Genomic DNA, 21,691 nt, shown 5'->3' on the forward strand with positions numbered 1-21,691 from the left:
CCGGCGGCGAAACGGTCGCGCACTGATGTCTCCCTCGCGCCCCTTCATCCTGCGACCGGTGGCGACGTCGCTGCTGATGCTCGCCATCGTGCTGGCGGGCCTCGTCGGCTTGCGCTTCCTGCCGCTGTCCGCATTGCCGCAGGTGGACTACCCCACGATCCAGGTGCAGACGCTGTACCCCGGCGCGAGCCCGGAGGTCATGGCGCAGACCGTCACCGCGCCGCTCGAACGGCAGTTCGGGCAGATGCCGGGCCTCTCGCGCATGGGGTCCACCAGCGCGGCTGGCGTGTCGATCGTCACGCTGCAATTCAGCCTCGGCCTCGCGCTCGACGTCGCCGAGCAGCAAGTGCAGGCCGCGATCAACGCGGGCGCGTCGCTGCTGCCCGCGGACCTGCCCGCGCCGCCGGTCTACGCGAAGGTGAACCCGGCCGACGCACCCGTGCTCACGCTCGCGCTCACGTCCGACGCGATGCCGCTGACCGAAGTGCGCAACATCGCCGACACGCGCCTTGCGTTGAAGATCAGCCAGGTCTCCGGCGTCGGCCTCGTCACGCTCTCGGGCGGGCAGCGGCCGGCCGTGCGCATCCAGGCCGACAACCGCGCGCTGGCCGCCATCGGCCTCACGCTCGACAACGTGCGCACGACGATCTCGCAGGCCAACGCGAACGCGGCCAAGGGCAGCATCGACGGCGCCACGCGCTCGTACACGATCAACTCCAACGACCAGCTGATGACCGCCAAGGACTACCAGAACCTGGTGGTCACGTACCGCGGCGGCGCGCCCGTGCGGCTGGGCGAAGTGGCGACCGTCGTCGAAAGCGCGGAGAACGTGAAGCTGGGCGCCTGGGCCAACCTGCAGCCGGCGATCGTGCTGAACGTGCAGCGGCAGCCCGGCGCCAACGTCATCGCCACCGTGGACGCGATCAAGCAGCGGCTGCCGGAGCTCACGGCGGGGCTGCCGGAGTCGATCAAGGTGGAGGTGCTGGCCGACCGCACCACGGGCATCCGCGCCTCGGTCCACCACGTGCAGATCGAGCTGGTGCTGGCCGTGGTGCTGGTGGTGCTGGTGATCTTCGCTTTCCTGCACAGCCCGCGCGCGACGGTGATCGCGAGCCTGTCGGTGCCGATCTCGCTCATCGGCACCTGCGGCGCGATGTACCTGCTGGGCTATTCGCTCAACAACCTGTCCTTGATGGCGCTCACGATCGCGACCGGTTTCGTCGTGGACGATGCCATCGTGATGATCGAGAACATCTCGCGGCACATCGAGGAGGGCCAGCCGCCGATGCAGGCCGCGCTCAACGGTGCCACCGAGATCGGGTTCACCATCATCTCGCTGACGGTGTCGCTCATCGCGGTGCTGATCCCGCTGCTGTTCATGGGCGATGTCATCGGGCGGCTTTTCCGCGAGTTCGCGGTGACGCTCGCGATCACGATCATCATCTCCGCGGTGGTGTCGCTCACGCTGGTGCCGATGATGTCCGCGCGCTGGATCAAGGCCGAGCAGATGCACCCGCGCGGCTTCGGCAAGAAACTGCAGGACGGCTTCGACTGGGTGATCGGCCACTACGACCGCGCGCTCGTGTGGGTGCTGGCGCGCCAGCGCCTGACGCTGCTGGTGGCGCTGGGCACGCTGCTGCTCACGGTGCTGCTGTACATCGCCATCCCCAAGGGCCTGTTCCCGATCCAGAACACGGGGCAGCTGCAGGTGCGGGTGGAGGCGCCGCAGTCGGTGTCCTTCCCGCGCATGGCCGAGCTGCAGCAGGAGGTGGCGCGGCTCATGGCGGAAGACCCGGCCGTCACCAGCATCGCCAGCTTCGTCGGCGTGGACGCGGCCAACAACACCATGCTGCACACGGGCCGGATGCTCGTGAACCTGAAGGAGGCGCGCGGCAGCGTCGACGACATCATGGAGCGGCTGCGCCAGCGCGGCCAGCGCGTGCCCGGCGTGCGCCTCTATTTGCAGCCCACGCAGGACCTGACCATCGAGTCCGAGACCGGCCCCACGCAATACCGTTTCTCGCTCGAAGGTGCCGACCAGGCGCTGGTGGCCGAGTGGGCGCGGCGCATGGTGCAGCGCCTTTCGAACGAGAAGGCGGTGCGCAATGTGTCGACGGATGCGGACGCGACCGGCGCCGCGGTGTACGTCGACATCGACCGGGACACGGCCTCGCGCCTTGGCATCAGCACCTCCACCATCGGCGAGGCGCTGTACAGCGCTTTCGGCCAGCGCATCATCTCCACGATCTTCACCGAGACCAACCAGTATCGGGTGATCCTGGAAGCGCGGCCCGAGCAGAACGCATCGCCCGAGTCGCTCACCAACGTGCAGGTGCGCACCTCGTCGGGCGACCCGACGCCGCTGTCGGCGATAGCGCGCATCACCGAGCGCCGCGCGCCGCTGCAGATCACGCACGTGGCGCAGTACCCGGCGGCGACGGTCGGCTTCGACACGTCGCCCGGCTATTCGCTCGGGCGCGCGGTGGACACGATCAAGGACGCCGCCGAAGACCTGAAGCTGCCCGCCGGTGTGAGCATGACCTTCCTCGGTGCCGCGGGCGCGTACCAGGCGTCGCTGACCAACCAGCTGTGGCTGATCCTGGCGGCCGTGGTGTGCGTCTACATCGTGCTCGGTGTGCTGTACGAAAGCTACGTGCACCCGATGACGATCCTCTCGACGCTGCCGTCGGCCGGTGTCGGCGCGCTGCTCGCGCTGATGGTGACGGGCAACGACCTCGGCGTGATCGGCGTCATCGGCATCATCCTCCTGATCGGCATCGTCAAGAAGAACGCGATCATGATGATCGACTTCGCCATCGACGCCGAGCGCAACGAGGGCAAGAGCCCGCAGCAGGCCATCCACCAGGCCGCGCTGCTGCGCTTCCGGCCGATCATCATGACGACGTTCGCGGCGCTCTTCGCGGCCATCCCGCTGATGTTCGGCTGGGGCGAGGGCGCCGAGCTGCGCCGGCCGCTGGGCCTGTCGATCTTCGGCGGGCTGATCGTGAGCCAGCTGCTCACGCTGTTCACCACGCCGGTCATTTACCTGTGGTTCGACCGGCTGGGGCAAAGATACCGTCGTCCCCGCGCAGGCGGGGACCCAAAGCGTTCGGAAGCCTTGGATTCCCGCCTTCGCGGGAATGACGGTGCCGCATGAACCTCTCTGCTCCGTTCGTGCGAAGACCCGTCGGCACCGTGCTGCTCACGGCATGGCTGGCGCTCGCGGGCATCGCGGCGTTCTTCAAGCTGCCGGTGGCCTCGCTGCCGAACGTGGACTTCCCCGTCATCTCCGTGCAGGCGCAGTTGCCCGGCGCGAGCCCGACGACGATGGCGACGAGCGTCGCCACGCCGCTGGAACGCCGGCTGGCCACGATCGCCGGCGTGAACGAGGTGACCTCCAGCAGCGGCGTGGGGAGCACGCGCATCACGCTGCAGTTCGACCTCAAGCGCAACGTCGATGCCGCCGCACGCGAAGTGCAGGCCGCCATCAACGCGTCGCGCGTGGACCTGCCGTCCACGCTGCGCAGCAACCCGACCTACCGCAAGGCCAACCCGGCAGCCGCGCCGGTGATGATCCTCGCGCTCACCTCGCCGAAGCTCAAGCCGGGCGAGATCTACGACGCCGTCTCCAATATCGTGCAGCAGAAGGTGGCCCAGGTGCCGGGCGTGGGCGACGTCGAGCTGGGCGGCGGCTCGCAGCCCGCGGTGCGCGTGGAGCTGATCCCCTTCGCGCTCAACCGCTACGGCATCTCGATGGAGGACGTGCGCGCCGCGCTACAGTCCGGCGCGGCCAACCGGCCCAAGGGCGACATCGACATCCAGGGCCGCCGGCTGCAGATCTACACGTCCACCGGCATGAAGACGGGCGGCAAGACGGCCGCGGACTACCGCGACCTCGTCGTCGCCTACCGCAACGGCTCGCCGGTGCGCCTGAGCGACATCGCCGAGATTTCCGACAGCGTGGAGAACATCAACACGCTGGGCCTGTTCAACGGCCAGCCGGCGGTGATCGTGCTGATCACGCTGCAGGCGGGCGCCAACGTGATCAACACGGTGGACGGCGTGCGCAAGCTGCTGCCGGAGCTGGAGGACCAGCTGCCGCACGACATCAAGCTGGAAGTGGCGAGCGACCGCACCAACTCCATCCGCGCGGCGCTGTTCGAGGTAGAGGTGACGCTGCTCATCTCCATCGCGCTGGTGGTGCTCGTGGTCAGTGCCTTCCTGCGCAGCGGGCGTGCGACGCTGATCCCGGCTGTGGCCACGATCGTGTCGCTGCTGGGTACGCTCGGGGTGATGTACCTGCTGGGGTACTCGCTGAACAACATCACGCTGATGTCGCTGACCGTGGCGACCGGCTTCGTGGTGGACGACGCCATCGTCGTGCTGGAGAACACCAGCCGCCACATCGAGGCGGGCATGGACCGCTTCAAGGCGGCGCTGCTGGGCGCGCGCGAGGTGGGCTTCACGGTGCTGTCGATCAGCCTCTCGCTCGTCGCCGTGTTCATCCCGCTGTTCGCGATGGGCGGGCAGGCGGGCCCGATGTTCCGCGCGTTCGCCGTGACGCTGTCGGTGGCCGTGATGATCTCGCTGGTGATCTCGCTGACCACCACGCCCATGATGTGCGCCTGGCTGCTCAGCCGCGACGCGCACGTCAAGAAGCCCGGGCCCATCGGCCGCGCCTTCGAGCGCAGCTTCGCGTGGACGCTGCGCATGTACGAATACGCGCTGGACTGGGCGCTGGCCGCGCGCTGGCTCGTGCTCGCCGTGCTCGTGATCCTCGTGGGGCTGAACATCTACCTGTTCATGTACATCCCCAAGGGCTACTTCCCGCAGCAGGACACGCCGCAGATCAGCGGCGGCATGCGCGCCGACCAGAGCATCTCGTTCCAGGCGATGCAGTCCAAGCTGCGCGAGGTGGTGGACATCATCCGCGCGGACCCCGCGGTCGCAACGGTGGTGGGCTTCACCGGCGGCGGCCGCGCCGGCGGCGGCTTCATGCAGGTGACGCTCAAGCCCGCGCGCGAGCGCAACGGCGAGAAGGCGTCGCAGGTCATTGCGCGCCTGCGGCCGCAGCTCGCGCAGGTGACGGGCCTGAGCCTGTTCCTGAGCCCTGTGCAGGACCTGCGCATGGGCGGCCGCCAGAGCAACAGCACCTACCAGTACACGCTCAAGAGCGACAACGTCACCGACCTGCGCCGCTGGGCCGCGCGCCTGGCCGAAGCGATGAAGGCGCAGGACGCGCTCGTCGACGTGGACACCGACCAGCAGGAAAACGGCGTGGAGGTGTACGTGGACGTGGACAAGGACACGGCTTCGCGCATGGGCATCACCTCGCGCGACATCGACAACGCGCTCTACAACGCGTTCGGCCAGCGGCAGGTGGCCACGGTCTACGACGAGCTGAACCAGTACCGCGTGGTGATGCAGATCTCGCCGCGCTACATCCGCAGCCCGCAGGCGCTGAGCGACGTGTTCGTGCCCGCGCGCAACCCGGGCAACGCGGTCACGCTGGGCGCCGCGGTGAACCCCTCGCTGCGCGACGCGTCGCGCGGCAACGCGATCAGCGGCACGGCCACGCGCATGGTCCCGCTGTCCGCCATCGCGAAGATCGCCGAGCGGCCGACGGCCAGCGCCGTCAACCACCAGGACGCGGAGCTGGCGACGACGATCTCCTTCAACATCGCCGAGGGCAACAACCTGGCCGATGCGCGCAAGGCGGTGGCGGATGCCGAGGCGCAGATCGCGATGCCGAGCAACGTCCGCGGCAGCTTCCAGGGCACCGCGCGCGCGGCGGCGGAGTCGCAAAGCCAGCAGACGCTGTTGATCATCGCGGCCATCATCGTCATCTACATCGTGCTGGGCGTGCTGTACGAGAGCCTGGTGCACCCGATCACGGTGCTCTCCACGCTGCCGGCGGCGGGCATCGGCGCGGTGCTGGCGCTGCTGATGTTCAGGATGGATTTCTCGATCATGGCGCTGATCGGCCTGTTCCTGCTGATCGGCATCGTCAAGAAGAACGCGATCATGATCATCGACTTCGCGCTCGACGCCGAGCGCTCGCGCGGCCTCACGCCGTATGCCGCGGTGCGCGAGGCGTGCCTGCTGCGCTTCCGGCCGATCCTGATGACGTCGCTGGCCGCCGCGCTTGGCGCGCTGCCGCTGGCCATCGGCTTCGGCGAGGGCGCCGAGCTGCGCAAGCCGCTGGGCGTGGCCATCGTGGGCGGCCTCATCGCCAGCCAGGTGATCACGCTTCTCACCACGCCCGTGGTCTACCTCCTGATGGACAAGCTGCGGCGCCGCAGCCCGATCGAGCGCCAGCTCGGCCGGCATGCGGAGCCGCAACCGACATGATGAAGAAGCTGATACCCCTGACTGCGTTGACGGCCGCGCTGGCGCTGGCCGGTTGCGCGAACCTCGCACCCGAGTACAAGGTGCCCGAGGTCGAAACCCCGGTCGCCTTCAAGGAAGGGCAGGGCGTGTGGGAGCCCGCGAAGCCCGCCGACACTCTGGAACGCGGCCCCTGGTGGGAGCTGTTCGGCGACCCCGTGCTCAACGACCTGGCCTCGCGCATCGAGGTGTCGAACCAGAACGTGGCGGCGGCCGTCGCCGCGTACGCGCAGGCCCGTGCCGAGGTGGCGGAGCAGCGCGCCACGCTGTGGCCCACCGTCAACCTCAATTCCAGCAGCAGCCGCAGCGGCACCGGCGGCAGCAACGGCAGCACGCGCAGCAGCCACCAGGTGAACATCGGCGCGAGCTGGGAGCCGGACGTGTTCGGGCGGCTGCGCCTGGGCGTGCAGAGCGCGCGCGCCGCGGAGCAGGCCAGCGCCGCCGACCTCGCGGCTGCGCGGCTCGCAGCACAGGGCGAACTGGCGGTGAACTACTTCAACCTGCGCGAGGCGGAGATTTCGCGTGCGCTGCAGGCCGAGACCATCGAGGGCTACAAGCGCTCGCTGCAGATCGCGAAGAACCGCTACGAGGTCGGCGTGGTGGCGCGCACGGACGTGTTCCAGGCCGAGTCGCAGCTTGCCAACGCCGAGGCCGAGCTGCTGACGCTGGAGCGGCAGCGCGCCGTTTTCGAGCACGCCATCGCCGTGCTCGTGGGCCGGGCCGCGTCCAACTTCTCGCTGCCGGCCGACCCCAAGGTGAAGCTCAATGTGCCTGCGATTCCGCCGGAAGTGCCCTCGACACTGCTGCAACGCCGCCCCGACGTCGCCGCAGCTGAACGCCGAGTGCAACAGGCCAACAATTCGATCGGCGTCGCGCGCTCCGGCTACTTCCCGAACATCCGGCTGACCGGCTCGGCCGGCTTCACGGCGGCGAGCATCGGCGACCTCTTCAATGCCTCTGCGTTCGCGTGGTCGCTGGGCAGCTCGCTCGCGCAGATGATCTTCGACGCCGGCGCGACGAGCGCGCGCGTGGAGCAGGCGCGCGCGGGGCTCGAGCAGGCCTCGGCGCGCTACCGCAACGTCGTGCTCAACGCCATCGCCGACGTCGAGGACCAGCTCGTTGCGCTGCGCGTGCTGGAGCAGCAGCAGGTGCTGCGCCAGCGCGCCTACGAGGCTGCCGAGCGCGTGGAGCAGCAGGTGATGAACCGCTACCGCGCGGGGCAGGTGGGTTACACCGAGGTGATCACCGCGCAGAACAGCGCGGCGAATGCGCGCCGCGCGCTGGTGGGCGCGCAGATCGACCGGCAGGTGGCGGCAGTAGCGCTGATCCAGGCGTTGGGTGGGGGCTGGACGGGGCTGCAGTAGCGCCACATCTTCCGTGTAACACGGATTACGTGTAATATCTTCGTATGGCAAACCTGACCCTGTCCATCGACGACAAGCTGCTGCAGGCCGCGCGCGTGCGTGCCGTGCACGAGGGCACCAGCGTGAACGAGATCTGCCGCCAGGCGATCGAGAACTACGCGCGGGCGGCCAACGCGGACCGTTTGCGCAGGTTCGACGAGCTGATGGCCAGCATCGACGCAGCCCAACGTGACGTGCAGCCGGTCGAGGTCCCGTGGAAGAACCGTGCCGAGATGTACGAGCACATCATCGCGGAGCGTCACCCCACGCTGATGAAGCGTGGCAAGGGCAAGGCCTGATGGACTTCTTCGACACGAACATCCTCGTCTACACCGTCGACCCACGCGACCCGCACCGCCGTTCGGTGGCGCGGGAGGTGCTGCGTGCCGCGGTGGACGGTGAGCGGCTTGTCTTGAGCGTGCAGGTGATGCAGGAGTTCTACAACGTCGTCATGGGCAAGCGGCTTCTGCCGCACGCCAACGCCGTTGCGGCGCTGCGCGAATGGAGCCGCACGGCACCGGTGGCGCCGACAACTCCCGAATTGCTGTGGCATGCGCTGGAGCTGCGCGAGCGCTGGCAATTCTCGGTCTGGGATGCTCTCGTCGTGCAGGCGGCACTCCACGCGGGCTGTTCGCGCCTGGTCACGGAAGATCTCCACCACGGCCTGCGCATCGGCGCGTTGGAAGTGTTCAATCCGTTCCTGCCGGGCCACGCCGTCCATGAGCCGAGACCGCGGTACGGCGCCCGCAAGAAGACCGCGAAGGCCTAAACTGCCGCGGATGACGGCCTTCCGGCAGCAGATCCGCTTCGCCACCGCATCCGACGGCGTGAAGATCGCCTACGCCACCAGCGGCGACGGCCCGCCTCTCGTGCGCGCGGGGCACTGGATGACGCACCTGGAATGGGACTGGCGCACGCCGGTGTGGGGGCCGTGGATCGAGCGGCTGTCCGCGCGCCACCGCCTCGTGCGCTACGACTCGCGCGGGTGCGGCTTGTCGGACGGCGAAGTCGAGGGCGTGGGGCTCGACGCCCTCGTGGCCGACCTCGAAGCGGCGGTCGATGCCGCGGGACTGGAGCAGTTCGCGCTCCTCGGTGTCTCGCAGGGCGGCGCGGTGGCGATCGCGTACGCGGCGCGGCACCCGCAGCGCGTGAGCCGGCTCGTGCTCCTCGACGCGTTCGCGCGCGGCGCGCTCGTGCGGCGGCCGGGCGACGAGGAACTGCTCGACGCGATGGCGCGGCTGGTGCTCGCGGGCTGGGGCCAGGACAACGCGGCGTTCCGGCAGATGTTCACGTCGCAGTTCTTCCCGCGTGCCACGCCGGCGCAGGCCGAAGCGTTCAACGACCTGCAGCGCGTCTCGTGCACGCCCGCGCATGCGCACCGCCTGATGCGATCGTTCGCGCGGCTGGACGCTTCGGCGCTGCTGCCGGCGGTGCGCTGCCCCACGCTCGTGCTGCATTGCCGCGGCGACGTGCGCGTGCCGTTCGAGGAGGGCCGGTTCGTGGCATCGGGCATCGCCGACGCGAGCTTCCAGCCGCTCGAGTCCGCGAACCACGTGCCGCTGCAGGGCGAAAGCGCGTTCGACGAGGCGGTGCAGCGGATCGAGGAGTTCCTGGGCGTTGCCGCAGCCGGCGGCGGCGCGTTCGCCGCGCTGTCCCCGCGCGAGAGGGAGGTGGTCGAGCTGCTGGCGCGCGGGCTCGACAACGCGCAGATCGGCGCGCACCTGGGCCTGGCCGAGAAGACGGTGCGCAACAACGTCTCGCTGCTGTTCGACAAGCTCGGCGCGGAGAACCGCGCGCAGGCGATCGTGCGCGCGCGCGAGGCGGGCTATGGGCGCGGTGCGGCGGGCGGTTGAGCGTGTGCCGGGTCGGTTGTCCCGTGTCCCTGGGGGGCTCCGGGCGTTGCCCGGGACAACCGTCCCGCGAAATGCGCGGCCGGATCGCCTTCAATGAACCCATCGCAACCAACCAGACCGGAGAGCGCGATGGAAACCACGAACCGCAACGCCGAAACCGCCCGCATCTGCCGCGAGGCCTTCCGCCGGGCGCACCAACTGCGCCGCGAGAGCCACGACGAGCTCGTCAAGGCGATGCTTGCGGCCCTCGCCGGCCCGCTGCACGCGGTGCACGCCTTGCTGCCGCGTCGAAACCAGAAGCGCCCCGCCTGAGGCCCGCACGATGAGCGACCTGGAAGCCTGGAATTCCGCCGATGCCTACGAGCTGTGGGTCGGCCGCTGGAGCCGGCAGGTAGCCGCCGGGTTCGTGCAGTGGCTCGCGCCCGCGCCCGGCCTGCGCTGGGCCGATGTGGGCTGCGGCACCGGAGCGCTCGCGGATATCGCGTTGCGCGAAGGCGGCGCGTCGATGCTGCGCGGCGTGGACCGGGCCGGCGGCTACGTGCAGGCTGCGCGCGAGCGCATCGCCGATCCGCGTGCGCGCTTCGAGACCGGCGACGCCCTGGCCTTGCCGTGGGCGGACCGCGAGTTCGACGTCGCCGTGTCCGGCCTCGTGCTGAACTTCGTGCCTGACCCCGCGCGAATGCTCGCCGAGATAAAGCGCGTCACGCGCCCCGGCGGCACGGTCGCCGCCTATGTATGGGACTACGCAGGCGGCATGCAGATGATGCGGTTCTTCTGGGACGCGGTACTCCAGCTGCGGCCCGGCGACGCGTGGCTGGACCAGGCCGAGCGTTTCCCGCTGTGTGCCCCCGAGCCGCTGCGCGACGCGTTCGAGGCGGCCGGCCTTGCGGAGGTCGACGTTCGCGCGATCGAGATCGACATGCCCTTCGCCACCTTCGACGACTACTGGCGGCCCTTCCTGGGCCGGCAAGGCGCCGCACCCGCGTATCTCGCCAAACTGCCGCAGGAGGAACAGGACCGCATCCGCGAACACCTGCGCGCGAAGTTCGAGGCGCGCGGCCAGGGCACGATGCCGGCGCGTGCCTGGGCCGTGCGCGGCCGCGTGCCGGCTCAGGCGGCGTAGACCTCCGTCGCCACCGTCTTGCCCTTGAACGTGAACACGCCGCAGCTCTCCATCGGGATGCGCTCGCGCACCGCAGCCCAGGTGGCCCCATCGACCGCGATCCCCTTGTCGATGGCCTTCGTGTGCGCCTCCAGCCGGGCCGCAAGGTTCACGGTGTCGCCGATGCACGTGTAGCTGGCGCGCTGGTGCGTGCCCGCGTAGCCGGCGATCATCTCGCCGGTGGCGATGCCGATGCCGATCTTCAGCGGCGGCTTGCCCTGCGCGCTGCGCTCGTCGTTGAGCAGCTTCACCATCTCCTGCATGTCGAGCGCGGCCCGCACCGCGCAAAGCGAAGGCTCCTGCAGCGGCAGCGGCGCCCCGAAGATCGCCATCAGCCCGTCGCCCGCCATCGTGTTCACCACGCCGCCATGCGCGCCGATCGCATCGAACATCAGCGCATACCAGGCGTTGAGCAGCTCGATGCATTCCTGCGGGCCGATCGCCTCGGACAACGTGGTGAAGCCGCGGATGTCCGTGAACATCACGGCGCCGTGCACGTGCCGGCCGCCGAGCGCGAAGCCGGACTCGTCGAGGTGCTGCTCGACCTCGGGCGTCGCGAATCGACGCAGGGTCAGGCGCAACTCGTCGCGCAGGCGCTTCTTCTCCAGGCTGGAGCCGATGCGTGCCTTCAGCAACACGGCGTTGACCGGCTTGCGCAGGTAATCGTCGGCACCGAGCTCGATGCAACGCACCGCATCCTGCAGCCCTTCCAGCGCGGAGGTGACGATGACGGGGATGTCGCGCAGGCGGCGGTCGGCCAGCATGTGCTCCATGACCTGGAAGCCGTCCATCTCCGGCATCTCCACGTCCAGCAGCACGAGGTCCCAGCGGTCCTCGCGCAGCATGTCGAGGGCGATGCGGCCGTTCTCGGCGGTGCCCACGCGGTGGCCCAGCTGCTCCACGCTGCGCGCGAGCAGCAGGCGGTTGACCTTGTTGTCCTCCACCACGAGCAGGCGCGCGCCCGATTCAGCCATGGGCGAGCTCCTTCAGTTCCGCGGTGGCGGCGTCGAAGGCGCGCTGCAGGTTGTCGAGCGGTTCGATGTCATCCGGCAACCCCCCCGTTTCGAGCTGCCGCGCCAACGCGGCGAAGTCCGTCGCACCGAAGGTCATGCCGTTCGACTTGAGCGAGTGCGCGGCGCGGCGGAAGCGGTCGGCCGACTTCTCGTGCCACGCGGCCCGCAGGTCGGCGATGATCCGCGGCCCTTCCTGCAGGAAGGTGTCGACGAGTTCGACGACGAAGTCGGCACCGGCCGTCTCCTGCAACTCCCGGAAGATGCTCGTGTCGATCGCCATCAGCGGTCCTTTCGTGGTGTTGCCAGGTTCAAGGCCTCGACCAGCCGGTCCACGCGGATCGGCTTGGTGACGTAGTCGTCCATGCCGGCACCGAGGCATTCCTCGCGGTCGCCCTGCATGGCGTTGGCCGTCATCGCGACGATGCGCGGCCGGCTCTCGCGCGGCCAGCGCGCGGCGATCGTGCGCGTGGCTTCGAGCCCGTCCATCTCGGGCATCTGCACGTCCATCAGCACCACGTCGTAGGGCTGGCGTTCGACGGACTCGACGGCCTCGATGCCGTTCGAAGCGACGTCGGCGCGGTAGCCCAGCTGCTGCAACAGCCGCAGCGCGAGCTTCTGGTTCACGGCGTTGTCTTCGGCCAGCAGGATGCGCAGCGGGTGGCGCTCGGCCATGCGCGCGTCGCCGGAGACGGGCGCGCGCGTCGCGATGGGGCGCGGCTGCGCCGGCTCGCCCAGCAGCGTGACGAGCGTGTCGAACAGCTGGCTCTGGTGCAGCGGCTTGGCCAGCAGCGCCTTGAACAGCTCCGGCCGCGCGTTGTCGCGGTGGCCGAGGCTGGTGAAGAGCACCATCGGCAGCTGCGGGTCGAGCTCGCGCGCGGCCTGCGCGAGTTCCACGCCGTCCATGCCGGGCATGTGCATGTCGAGGATGGCGAGGTCGAAGCGCTCGCCGGCGCGCAGCAGCTCCAGCGCCGCCTCGGGCCCGGCGCAGTCGCGTGGCGCCATGCCCCAGCGGGACATCTGCAGCACGAGGATCTTGCGGTTGGTGGCGTTGTCGTCCACCACCAGCACGCGTTTGCCCGCGAGGGCGGGTTGTTCGCCAGTGAAGTCCCGCCGCGCAGTTGCAGGCATGGGGGCCGGCGGCGCATCGATGGTGAAGCGGAACACCGAGCCTTGGCCGGGCCCCTCGCTCTCCACCCACATCATCCCGCCCATCAGCTCCGCCAGGCGCATGCTGATCGCCAGGCCGAGGCCCGTGCCGCCGTACTTGCGCGTCGTGGAGCTGTCGGCCTGGCTGAAGCTCTGGAACAGCTTGCCCATCTGTTGCGGCGTGAGGCCGATGCCGGTGTCGCGCACGCAGAACTCCAGCTGCGGCGTGCCCTCGCGCGGCGGGGCTGGCGACACCGTGAGAACCAGCTCGCCTTCTTCGGTGAACTTCACCGCGTTCGACAGCAGGTTGAGCAGCACCTGCCGCAGCCGCGTCACGTCGCCTTCGATGGCCGGCGGCACGTCGCCCTCGAAGAGGTACGCGAGGTCGAGGCGCTTGTCCGCGGCACGCACGCTCACGAGGTCCAGCGCCGACTCCACGCATTCGCGCAGGTCGAAGGGCTGCGACTCCACGTCCATGCGGCCCGCCTCGATCTTCGAGAAGTCGAGGATGTCGTTGATGATGGTCAGCAGCGTATCGCCCGAGTCGCGGATGGTCGATGCGAAACCGCGCTGCTCGTCGTTCAACGGCGTGTCGAGCAGCAGCCCGCTCATGCCGATCACCGCGTTCATGGGCGTGCGGATCTCGTGGCTCATGGTCGCGAGGAAGGCGCTCTTGGCTTCGTTGGCGGCTTCGGCGGCGGCGCGGGCCTCCTGCAGTTCGTTGAACAAACGCGTGTTGCGGATGGCGATGACGGCTTGCTGCGCGAACGCGGTGAGCAGCGCCACGTCCTGCTCGCTGAAGGCGCCCGCCTCGGCGCGGTTGACGACGACCGTGCCCAGGGCGGCGCCCTCGTGGATGAGCGGCACGACAAGGAAGCTGCGCGCGCCCCGCGCCCGGGTGGCCTCGCGCACGGCCGGCGACACGCCGGGGTCCGTCTCGACGTCGGCCACGACCATCGGCGTGCCGTCCTGGAAATGCCTCTGGAGCGAGGTCGACTCGACCTTCAAGGGGTACATGCGCTTGAGCGCCTCTTCAGACGCCGCACCGCTGAGGCTCCAGGCCGCCAGGTGCAGGTGCCCGTCGATCAGCTGCGTGACGTGCGCGGTGGCAGCGTGCAGCAGCCGCTGCGCGCTGGCCACGATTTCCTCGAAGACGGGCTGAACGTCGGAAGGCGAAGCGGCCATGACCTTGAGGACGGATGCGGTCGCCGTCTGGCGTTCCAGCGCCTGCTGCGTCTCCGTGAAGAGCCGCGCGTTCTCGATGGCCACGGCAGCCTGGTCCGCGAAGCTTCGGAAGAGCGCCTGCTCGCCGGGCGTGAACACATCGCCCGGCCGGCGCGTGATGACGAGCGAGCCGATGCGTGTTTCCCCTTGCGAGAGCACGGCAGCCATCAGCGAGTAAGTGGCCCCGACGCGCCTGGCGAGCGCCCGCGTCCCTTCGGGAACGGAAGGGTCGCCCATGACGTCCACGGTCGTGAACACGCCGCCGAGCGGCAGCAGCCGCGTCAGGTTGCCTTCGTAAGGCATCGGGTACCCGGACTGGACGAGCCTGCGCACTTCGTCGACGTCGATCTGGAGGTCGTTGGCCAGCACCTGGAAGTCCGGCCCGTCGAAAAGTTGCAGGGCGCCCAGGTGCATCAGCCCGTCCGCGCCGCGGATGTTCACGGTGGCCGATCCTGCTCGCAGCAGCTTGCCGCAGCTCTCGACGATCTTCTCCAGCACCGGCTTCGGGTCGGCCATCGACTGGCTGATGACGCCCAGGACCTCGGCCGACGCGGTCTGCCGCTCCAGCGCCTGCTTCGTCTCGTTGAACAGCCGCACGTTCTCGATGGCGATCACCGCCTGGTCGGCAAAGGACTTGAGCAGCTGGATCTCGCCGGCACTGAACGGCCCGGCCTCGCTGCGTCCCACGAACACACTGCCGATGCCGCGGCCTTCGGACACCATGGGCGCGAAGATGGCGGCCCGCACGCCGGTGACACGCGTCGCCACGCGCGTGAATTCGGGCACGCCGGGCGCTTCGATGTCGGGGTAATGCACGACCTCGCGGTTCGCGATCGCCCGGCCGTTGCTCGAGTCTGCGAAGGGCACCGGGAAGAGCGCCGCAAAGGCTTCCTTTTCGGGGCCGCGGTACGCGCCCAGTGCGAGCGTGCCGTCCGCCTGCACGACCGTGATGCCCATCGTCTGGACGCTCATGATCCGCTCGCAACTCGCGGTGATCGCATCGAACACCGGGGTGGTGTCGGCCATCGAGTTGCTGATGACGCGCAGCACCTCGCCGGTGGCGCGCTGCTGGTCGAGCGCTTCCTTCGTCTCGCGGAACAGGCGAGCGTTCTCGATGGCAACGACGGCCTGCCGGGCGAAGCCCTCGAGCAACTCCAGCTCGCGCGGGTCGAAGGACACACCCGCGGCGCGCGTCACCTGGATCGAGCCGATGCGCCGGTCGGCCTTCTGCAGCGGAACCAGCGCCGCCGCGTAGCTGAAACCGAGGGCCAGGGCGGGGCGGCGCATCCGCTCGGGGATGTCCGGGTCGCCCAGGACGCTCGCGGAACAGATCGCTCGCCCGAGTTCCAGCGCCACGCGGGTGCTGGACTGCTCGTAGGGCACGGGGTAGACGGAGCGCGTGAGCGCCTCGAACTCCTCGGCGGTCATGTCCGACACGCCCCCGGATGCCGCTGCGGGGTCGGCGACCTTGAGGTGCGCGAGATGCACCATGCCGTCGTCGCCGACGAGATTGATCGCGACGCCGGTGACGTTCAGGAGCTTCTCGCAGCTGTCCGCGATCTTCTCCAGCACCGGCTGCGAGTCGGCCATCGAACCGCTGATGACCTGCAGCACGTCGGCGCTGGCCGTTTGTTGCGCCAGGGCCTCGCGCGTGTCGTTGAACGCCTGCGCGTTCTGGATGGCCACGACGGCCTGCGCGGCGAAGGTCTCCAGCAGGGCGACTTCCTGTTCCGCGAACGGCCCCGGCGCCGCGCGGGTAACGGCCACCACGCCCAGCGTTTCGCGGTCGCGGATGAGCGGGCACACGAGCATGCTGCGCCAGCCGCGCGCCCGCGCCATGTCGCGCATGGCGGGGATTTCGTCCTCCGACTGCGCGTCCTCGATCACCACGGTGTGGCCGGCCAGCACGCCGTCGCGGTAGGCGTCGTCGAGCGGGCGCGGGAACGACGCTTTCAGCGCGGCATCACCCTCTGGCGAGGTGGGCGTGAACGAGACCAGCTCGAGGTGGTCGCCGCGGATGCGGCTGACGGTCGTGGAGTGCGCATGCAGCAGCCGCTTGGAATTCGCGGCGATAGCATCGAACACCGGCTGCACGTCGTCCGGCGAGCCCGCGATCACCTTCAGGATCTCGGAAGTGGCGGTCTGCCGCTCGAGCGCCTGCCGTGTCTCGTTGAAGAGGCGAGCGTTCTCGATCGCGACGACCGCCTGCTCGGCGAAAGCCTCCAGCAGTTCGACGTCGGCGGCCGACAGCGGCGCATCGACCGGCCGCGTGACGCCGATCGACCCGATGCTTCGCGTGCCCGCACGCATGGGGACGATCGCGGTCGTCCAGCTGAAGCCGGCGGCGGCAGCCAGGCGGGACTGCATCTCGATGGTGCGGTCGGTCATCACGTCCGCCACGACGATGGGGCCTCCGCGCTCCAGCGCCATGGCGGTCGCCGAGCCGGCGAACTGCAGCGGGAACGCGGCCCGCGTGCGCGCCACCAGCGCGTCGACGTCCGCGACGCCGTTCTCGCGCAAGCCGCGGCGGCCCGCTTCGGTCATGCGGAACGCGCCCAGGTGCACGCGGCCGTCGTCGCCGAGCAGGTTGACGGACAGCGACCACACATTCAGCAGGCGGTCGCAGCTCTCGGCGATCTTCTCCAGCACCGGCTGCGCGTCCGCCATCGAGCCGCTGATCACCTGCAGCACTTCGGCGGATGCCGACTTCTGCGCAAGCGCCTGCCTGGTCTCGTTGAACAGGCGCACGTTCTCGATGGCGATGGCCGCCTGCGCCGCGAAGGTCTGGAGCAGCTCGACATGGTGCGGCTCGAGCAGCCCCGGCTCGCGCCGGGCGATGTTGATCGTGCCGATCGCCTTGCCGTCGCGCAGCATCGGGATCCACGCCAGGCTGCGGTAACCCCGCAGCCGGCCGGCGTCGCGGGTACCCGGCCCGATGTCCGGGTCGGACTCCGTGTCGGCAACCATCTGCGGCTGGCAGGTCTGCAAGGCCTCGATGATCCGTGCCGACGCCTGCGCGACAGGGCGCGGGAACTGCGCCGCCAGCGCCTCGTCCGCTTGCGGGTTGAGCCGGGTGAAGGCCTTCAGGTGCAGCTCGTCGCCGATCACCTGGGTCACGGCTGTCGTCGAAGCCCCGATCAGCCGCCGCGCGCTTTCGCAGATGGCCTCGAAGACCGGCTGCACGTCGCTCGGCGAGTTGGCGATGACGTTCAGGATCCCGGCCGTCGCGGTCTGCCGCTCGAGCGCCTGCTGCGTCTCGTTGAAGAGCCGGGCGTTCTCGATCGCCACGACGGCCTGCGCCGCAAAACCCTGCAGCAACTGGCGTTCGGCCTCCGGGAAGTCCTCGCCTGACGCGCGCGTGACCTGGATCGCCCCGATGCGACGGGCGTCCTTGCGCAGCGGCACGACGAGCGCCGAGTAGCTCACGCCGATCTGCCGCGCGCGCGCGCGCAGGCCCGGCGGGGCGGCGGTGTCGTTCAGCGCGTCGAGCGTGAAGATCGGGCCATCGGCGTCGAGTGCCGCTTCCGTCGCCGTGCCCGCCACCGGCGAAGGGTACGAGCCGCGGATGCGGGCAACGAGCGCTGCGGCATCCAGCCCCGCGCCGCGGCCGATGGCATCCATCGATTCACGGTCGTAGCGGAACGCGCCGAGGTGAAGCCGCCCATCCTCGCGGATCAGGCTGATGCGCGTCGTGCTGCCGGGCAGCAGCCGCTCGCAGCTCTCCGCGATCTTGTCCAGCACCGGCTGCGCATCGGACATCGAGCCGCTGACCACCTGCAGCACCTCGGCCGACGCCGACTTCTGCGCCAGCGCGCGCTGCGTCTCGTTGAACAGGCGCGCGTTCTCGATGGCGATCACCGCCTGGTCGGCGAACGTGCGCAGCATCTGCTTCTCGGCGTCCGTGGTTGCGCCGGGCTGCGGCGACATGATCGCGATCACGCCGATGCTGCGGTTGTTGGACACGAGGGGCACCGCGCAGATCGAGCGGTACATGGTCGCGACGTCATTGCGCCGTGCGAAGGAGTCGGCGTCCATCGCGCTCGTGTCGGGCAGGTCGACCACCTCCGCCCCCAGGAAGGCACGGCCCGCCGCGCTGTCTTCGCCCACTGCGATCTCGAGGAACCGGCCGGCGGCGTCGCGCGGGAAACCGGGGCTGATCGCGCGGCGCACCAGCTTGTCGCCCTCCAGCACGCGCACCGAGCAGTAGCGGGTGCCGCCGCAAAGCCGCTCGGCGCTGTCGACGATGGCCTGGAACACGGGTTCCACCTCGCCGGGATGCCGCGCGATGACCTTCAGGATCTCCGCGGTGGCCGTCTGGCGCTCGAGCGCACGCTGCGTCGCGTTGAACAGCCGCGCGTTCTCGATGGCGACGACGGCCTGTTCCGCGAAAGTCCGCAGGAGCCCGATGTCGTCGTCCGTGAACTCGTCACCGAGCGAGCGGGTCAGCACGAGCGAGCCGATCGGCCGCGTGGCGCTTCGCAGCGGCAGGACCGCCGTCCCCCAGCTGAAGCCCGCGCGGCGCGCCCAATCCTGTTGCGAGGGCAGCCTCGGGTCTTCACTGACATCGCGGCTCACCACGACTTCGCCGGTGCGCAGCACGTGCCCGGTCGTCGACGTCTCGAGCTCGAGCGGATAGTCGGAGCGGATGCGCGCCATCCATGCGTCCGGGTCGAGGCCGTGCCGGCGGACTTCTTCGTACCAGTGGCGGGATTGCCGGTCGGCGCCCCGATACAGGCGGCCATCCTCGCCGACGACGTTGATCGTGATGGAGCGGCCGCGCAGGAGGTGGTCGCAGGCCTCGCAGATCTTGTCGAGCACCGGCTTCGCATCGGACATCGAGCCGCTGATCACCTGCAGCACCTCCGCGGAGGCGGACTTCTGCGCCAGCGCCCGCCGGGTCTCGTTGAACAGGCGAGCGTTCTCGATCGCGATGACGGCCTGCGACGCGAACGACTCGAGAAGTTCCACCTGCTCGGGCGCGAAGCCGCCGGTCTGCGCCCGGCCCACGTTGAGGGTGCCGATGGCTTCGTCGCCGCGCATCAGCGGCACGAAAATGCAGCTGCCGTAGCCGCCGGCGCGCGCGGCGTCGCGGATGGAAGGGTCCAGGCCCTCGGTCTTCTCGAAGTCCTCGACCACGTGCGGCGCGCGGCGCCGGATCGCCTCGCCGGCATCGCCCGGCACCGCGACCGGGCGCGGATAGCGCGCCCGCACGATCGCTTCGGATTCCGGCGTGCTGCCCGTGTGCGCCGCGAGGTGGAGCATCCCGCTTTCATGGCGCGTGACCGAGACGACCAGCGCGCCGATGAGCCGCTTGCTCGTGTGGGCGATGCTCTCGAACACCGGCTGCACGTCTTCCGGCGAGCGCGCCACCACCTTCAGGATCTCCGCCGTTGCGCTCTGCCGCGCGAGCGCGCGCTGCGTCTCGTGGAACTGCCGGGCGTTCTCGATGGCGACGACCGCCTGCTCGCCGAAGCCCTTGAGCAGTTCCAGCTCGTCGCCGCTGAACCCCTGGCCCGCGCGTCGCGCAACGAAGAGCGAGCCGATCGGCCGGCCGGGCCGCTGCAGCGGCACCATCGCCATCGCGAAGTCCAGGCCGAGACGCGACCGGGACCGCATGAATGCCGCCGGCAGGCTCGCGTCGTTGACCACGCCGTCGCTCGTGATGGTCCCGGCGCGCAGAACGTGCTCCGTGCCGGTGCCGTCGATCGGCCAGGGGTACATGTCGCGGTAGCGCTGCTCGAAATCCTTGACGTCGATGCCATGCTCGGCGAGCAGCCCATGGGCCGTATGCCCAGGCACGCGCAGCTCGCCCAGGTGCAGCAGCCCGTCCTCTCCGATGACGTTGATGACGATCCATTCCGTGCGCAGCAGCTTCTCGCAGCTTTCGCTGATCTTCTGCAGCACGGGCTGCGCGTCCGACATCGAACTGCTGACGACCTGCAGCACTTCGGCCGAGGCCGTCTTCTGGGTGAGGGCGCGTTTGGTCGCGTTGAAGAGGCGAACGTTCTCGATCGCGATGACGGCCTGCGCCGCGAACGTTTCGAGCAATGCGAGGTCTTCGGCGTGGAAATTGCCTGCCTCCGCGCGTGCGACGGCGATGGCGCCGATCACCTCGCCGTCCAGCAGCAGCGGCACGATCGCGCCGCTGCGATAGCCGCCCCTGCGGGCGGCCTCCGCCGTACGCGGGTGCAGCCCCTCGGCGGCCAGGATGTCTTCGGTGACGAAAGGCATGCGCTTGCGCACGACCTCGCGCATGCCCGATGCTTCCGACAGCGGCATGGGATAGACGGAATCGTAGTCCGCGTCGCTGGCGGGGTTGGCCGACGACCTCGCCGCGAGGTGCACGCAGCCGCCGTCCACCCGCGTCACCATGGCGGCCACCGCGCCCATCAGGCGCTGCGCGGCGTCGGCGATGGCCTGGAACACGGGCTGCACGTCTTCCGGCGAGCGCGCGACCACCTTCAGGATCTCGGCCGTGGCGGTCTGGCGCTGCAGCGCCTGCTGCGTGGTGTTGAAGAGGCGCGCGTTGCGGATGGCGACCACGGCCTGCGCCGCGAAGGTCTCCATCAATGCCACCTGGTACGCAGGGAACGCGCCCGCGCGGCGGCGGCCGATGCTCAGCGACCCGATGACGCGGCCGTCGTCGACCAGCGGCACCATCAGGTTGGCGCGAAATCCTCGCGCCCGCGCCAGTGCGCGGTACGAGTCGTCGATGCCGGGCGCCTCGCTGTCGGCGAGCATGGAGGCGCGGCCGGTGGCGTACACCTCACGGATCGTGGACGTCGCCTGCGCCAGCTTGAGCGGGAAGCGCGTGGCCAATGCCCGGTGCGCCTCGTCGGTGCCGGCCGTGTGCGCGACGAGGTGCAGCGTGTCGCCCTCGCGGCGCAGCATGGTCGTCGCGACGGAGCCGGCGAGCCGCATCGCGCTCGCCGCGATGGCATCGAAGACGGGTTGCGGGTCGCCGTGCGACCGGCCGATCGCACGCAGCACTTCATCGATCGCTGCCTGCGCCGCCCGGCTGCCGTCCAGCTGGACGAGCGTCTCCAGCGGGCCGGCCGCCAGCTCGCCCAGCCGATCGAGCAGGGCACGGTGGCCTGCTTCGAAGCGGCCCGAACGCCCGTCCAGGTCGGCATAGATGCTGGCAAGCGCCGCGCCGGCCCCCGCAATCGGGGCCACGAGACAGGACCGCTGCTGCACGTTCGGCACGCCGGCCGGCCCATGGCGCAGGCGCGAGGCAAGGGACGTTTCGGCTTCGGCAAGCCATGGGCCGATGGCGGCCAGCAAACCCTGCCGGGTTTCGCCGCGCCGCAGCCGGGCGTGCAACACGTGCGTGCCGTCGTTGCCGTGCAGCACGAACGCGACGCGCGTCGTGCCCAGCAGCCCTGAGGTTTCCTCCACGACGGCGCGCGCAAGCTGCGGCAAGTCGCGCGACCGCGCGAAGCGCAAACCAGCATCGGAAATCCTGCGGCCGACATCGACCGAGCGCTCTTTCGTCGCCATGGG

General features: G+C 69.8%; 11 protein-coding genes. 8 read left to right on the top strand and 3 right to left on the bottom strand.

From position 1 onward, the window contains the following. Positions 1-25: 25 nt before the first annotated feature. The 8 genes from H8R02_RS24815 (at position 26) to H8R02_RS24850 (ending at position 10,766) form a co-directional block, all read left to right on the top strand. Positions 26-3,157 (top strand): efflux RND transporter permease subunit, encoded by a 3,132-nt coding sequence (locus H8R02_RS24815; RefSeq protein ID WP_187084197.1) that lies wholly within the window; start codon positions 26-28, stop codon positions 3,155-3,157. Beyond that, positions 3,154-6,351, top strand: coding sequence for an efflux RND transporter permease subunit (locus tag H8R02_RS24820; RefSeq protein WP_187084198.1), 3,198 nt, complete (start codon positions 3,154-3,156; stop codon positions 6,349-6,351). The genes H8R02_RS24815 and H8R02_RS24820 overlap by 4 nt, the downstream gene beginning before the upstream one ends. After that, positions 6,348-7,751, top strand: a complete 1,404-nt coding sequence (locus tag H8R02_RS24825) for an efflux transporter outer membrane subunit (protein WP_187084199.1) — start codon at positions 6,348-6,350, stop codon at positions 7,749-7,751. The genes H8R02_RS24820 and H8R02_RS24825 overlap by 4 nt, the downstream gene beginning before the upstream one ends. Positions 7,752-7,795: 44 nt before the next feature. Next, on the top strand, positions 7,796-8,089 hold the full coding sequence (locus H8R02_RS24830; RefSeq protein WP_187084200.1) for a hypothetical protein: 294 nt from the start codon (positions 7,796-7,798) through the stop codon (positions 8,087-8,089). Beyond that, positions 8,089-8,559: a PIN domain-containing protein gene (locus H8R02_RS24835; RefSeq protein WP_187084201.1), complete on the top strand. Its 471-nt coding sequence runs from the start codon at positions 8,089-8,091 to the stop codon at positions 8,557-8,559. Before H8R02_RS24830 ends, H8R02_RS24835 begins: the two co-directional genes overlap by 1 nt. A gap of 10 nt (positions 8,560-8,569) precedes the next feature. Next, positions 8,570-9,643, top strand: a complete 1,074-nt coding sequence (locus H8R02_RS24840) for an alpha/beta fold hydrolase (RefSeq protein ID WP_187084202.1) — start codon at positions 8,570-8,572, stop codon at positions 9,641-9,643. Positions 9,644-9,772: 129 nt separating this feature from the next. Further along, positions 9,773-9,955: a hypothetical protein gene (locus H8R02_RS24845; RefSeq protein WP_187084203.1), complete on the top strand. Its 183-nt coding sequence runs from the start codon at positions 9,773-9,775 to the stop codon at positions 9,953-9,955. Between the two features lie 10 nt (positions 9,956-9,965). Further along, positions 9,966-10,766 carry a class I SAM-dependent methyltransferase gene (locus tag H8R02_RS24850; RefSeq protein ID WP_187084204.1) on the top strand — a complete coding sequence of 267 codons (801 nt, stop codon included), beginning with the start codon at positions 9,966-9,968 and terminating at the stop codon, positions 10,764-10,766. Here the strand turns inward: H8R02_RS24850 and H8R02_RS24855 are convergent. The 3 genes from H8R02_RS24855 to H8R02_RS24865 are packed head-to-tail and all read right to left on the bottom strand — an operon-like array spanning position 10,754 to position 21,688. Then, the gene (locus H8R02_RS24855; protein ID WP_187084205.1) at positions 10,754-11,779 is read right to left on the bottom strand and encodes an adenylate/guanylate cyclase domain-containing protein; all 1,026 of its coding nucleotides are present in this window, start codon (positions 11,777-11,779) and stop codon (positions 10,754-10,756) included. The two genes, H8R02_RS24850 and H8R02_RS24855, sit on opposite strands and share 13 nt — an antisense overlap. After that, entirely contained in the window at positions 11,772-12,098 is a 327-nt protein-coding gene (locus tag H8R02_RS24860; protein WP_187084206.1) for an Hpt domain-containing protein, read from the bottom strand. The genes H8R02_RS24855 and H8R02_RS24860 overlap by 8 nt, the downstream gene beginning before the upstream one ends. Then, positions 12,098-21,688, bottom strand: a complete 9,591-nt coding sequence (locus H8R02_RS24865; protein ID WP_187084207.1) for a GAF domain-containing protein — start codon at positions 21,686-21,688, stop codon at positions 12,098-12,100. Before H8R02_RS24865 ends, H8R02_RS24860 begins: the two co-directional genes overlap by 1 nt. Positions 21,689-21,691 lie beyond the last annotated feature (3 nt).

The sequence above is a fragment of the Ramlibacter albus genome (assembly GCF_014297445.1).
Taxonomy (GTDB): Bacteria; Pseudomonadota; Gammaproteobacteria; order Burkholderiales; family Burkholderiaceae_C; genus Ramlibacter; species Ramlibacter albus.

Excerpts from the sequence above, each read along its gene's own strand:
- H8R02_RS24815 (WP_187084197.1), top strand. The coding sequence starts at position 26 with ATGTCTCCCTCGCGCCCCTTCATCCTGCGACCGGTGGCGACGTCGCTG.
- H8R02_RS24820 (WP_187084198.1), top strand. The coding sequence starts at position 3,154 with ATGAACCTCTCTGCTCCGTTCGTGCGAAGACCCGTCGGCACCGTGCTG.
- H8R02_RS24825 (WP_187084199.1), top strand. The coding sequence starts at position 6,348 with ATGATGAAGAAGCTGATACCCCTGACTGCGTTGACGGCCGCGCTGGCG.
- H8R02_RS24830 (WP_187084200.1), top strand. The coding sequence starts at position 7,796 with ATGGCAAACCTGACCCTGTCCATCGACGACAAGCTGCTGCAGGCCGCG.
- H8R02_RS24835 (WP_187084201.1), top strand. The coding sequence starts at position 8,089 with ATGGACTTCTTCGACACGAACATCCTCGTCTACACCGTCGACCCACGC.
- H8R02_RS24840 (WP_187084202.1), top strand. The coding sequence starts at position 8,570 with ATGACGGCCTTCCGGCAGCAGATCCGCTTCGCCACCGCATCCGACGGC.
- H8R02_RS24845 (WP_187084203.1), top strand. The coding sequence starts at position 9,773 with ATGGAAACCACGAACCGCAACGCCGAAACCGCCCGCATCTGCCGCGAG.
- H8R02_RS24850 (WP_187084204.1), top strand. The coding sequence starts at position 9,966 with ATGAGCGACCTGGAAGCCTGGAATTCCGCCGATGCCTACGAGCTGTGG.
- H8R02_RS24855 (WP_187084205.1), bottom strand. The coding sequence starts at position 11,779 with ATGGCTGAATCGGGCGCGCGCCTGCTCGTGGTGGAGGACAACAAGGTC.
- H8R02_RS24860 (WP_187084206.1), bottom strand. The coding sequence starts at position 12,098 with ATGGCGATCGACACGAGCATCTTCCGGGAGTTGCAGGAGACGGCCGGT.
- H8R02_RS24865 (WP_187084207.1), bottom strand. The coding sequence starts at position 21,688 with ATGGCGACGAAAGAGCGCTCGGTCGATGTCGGCCGCAGGATTTCCGAT.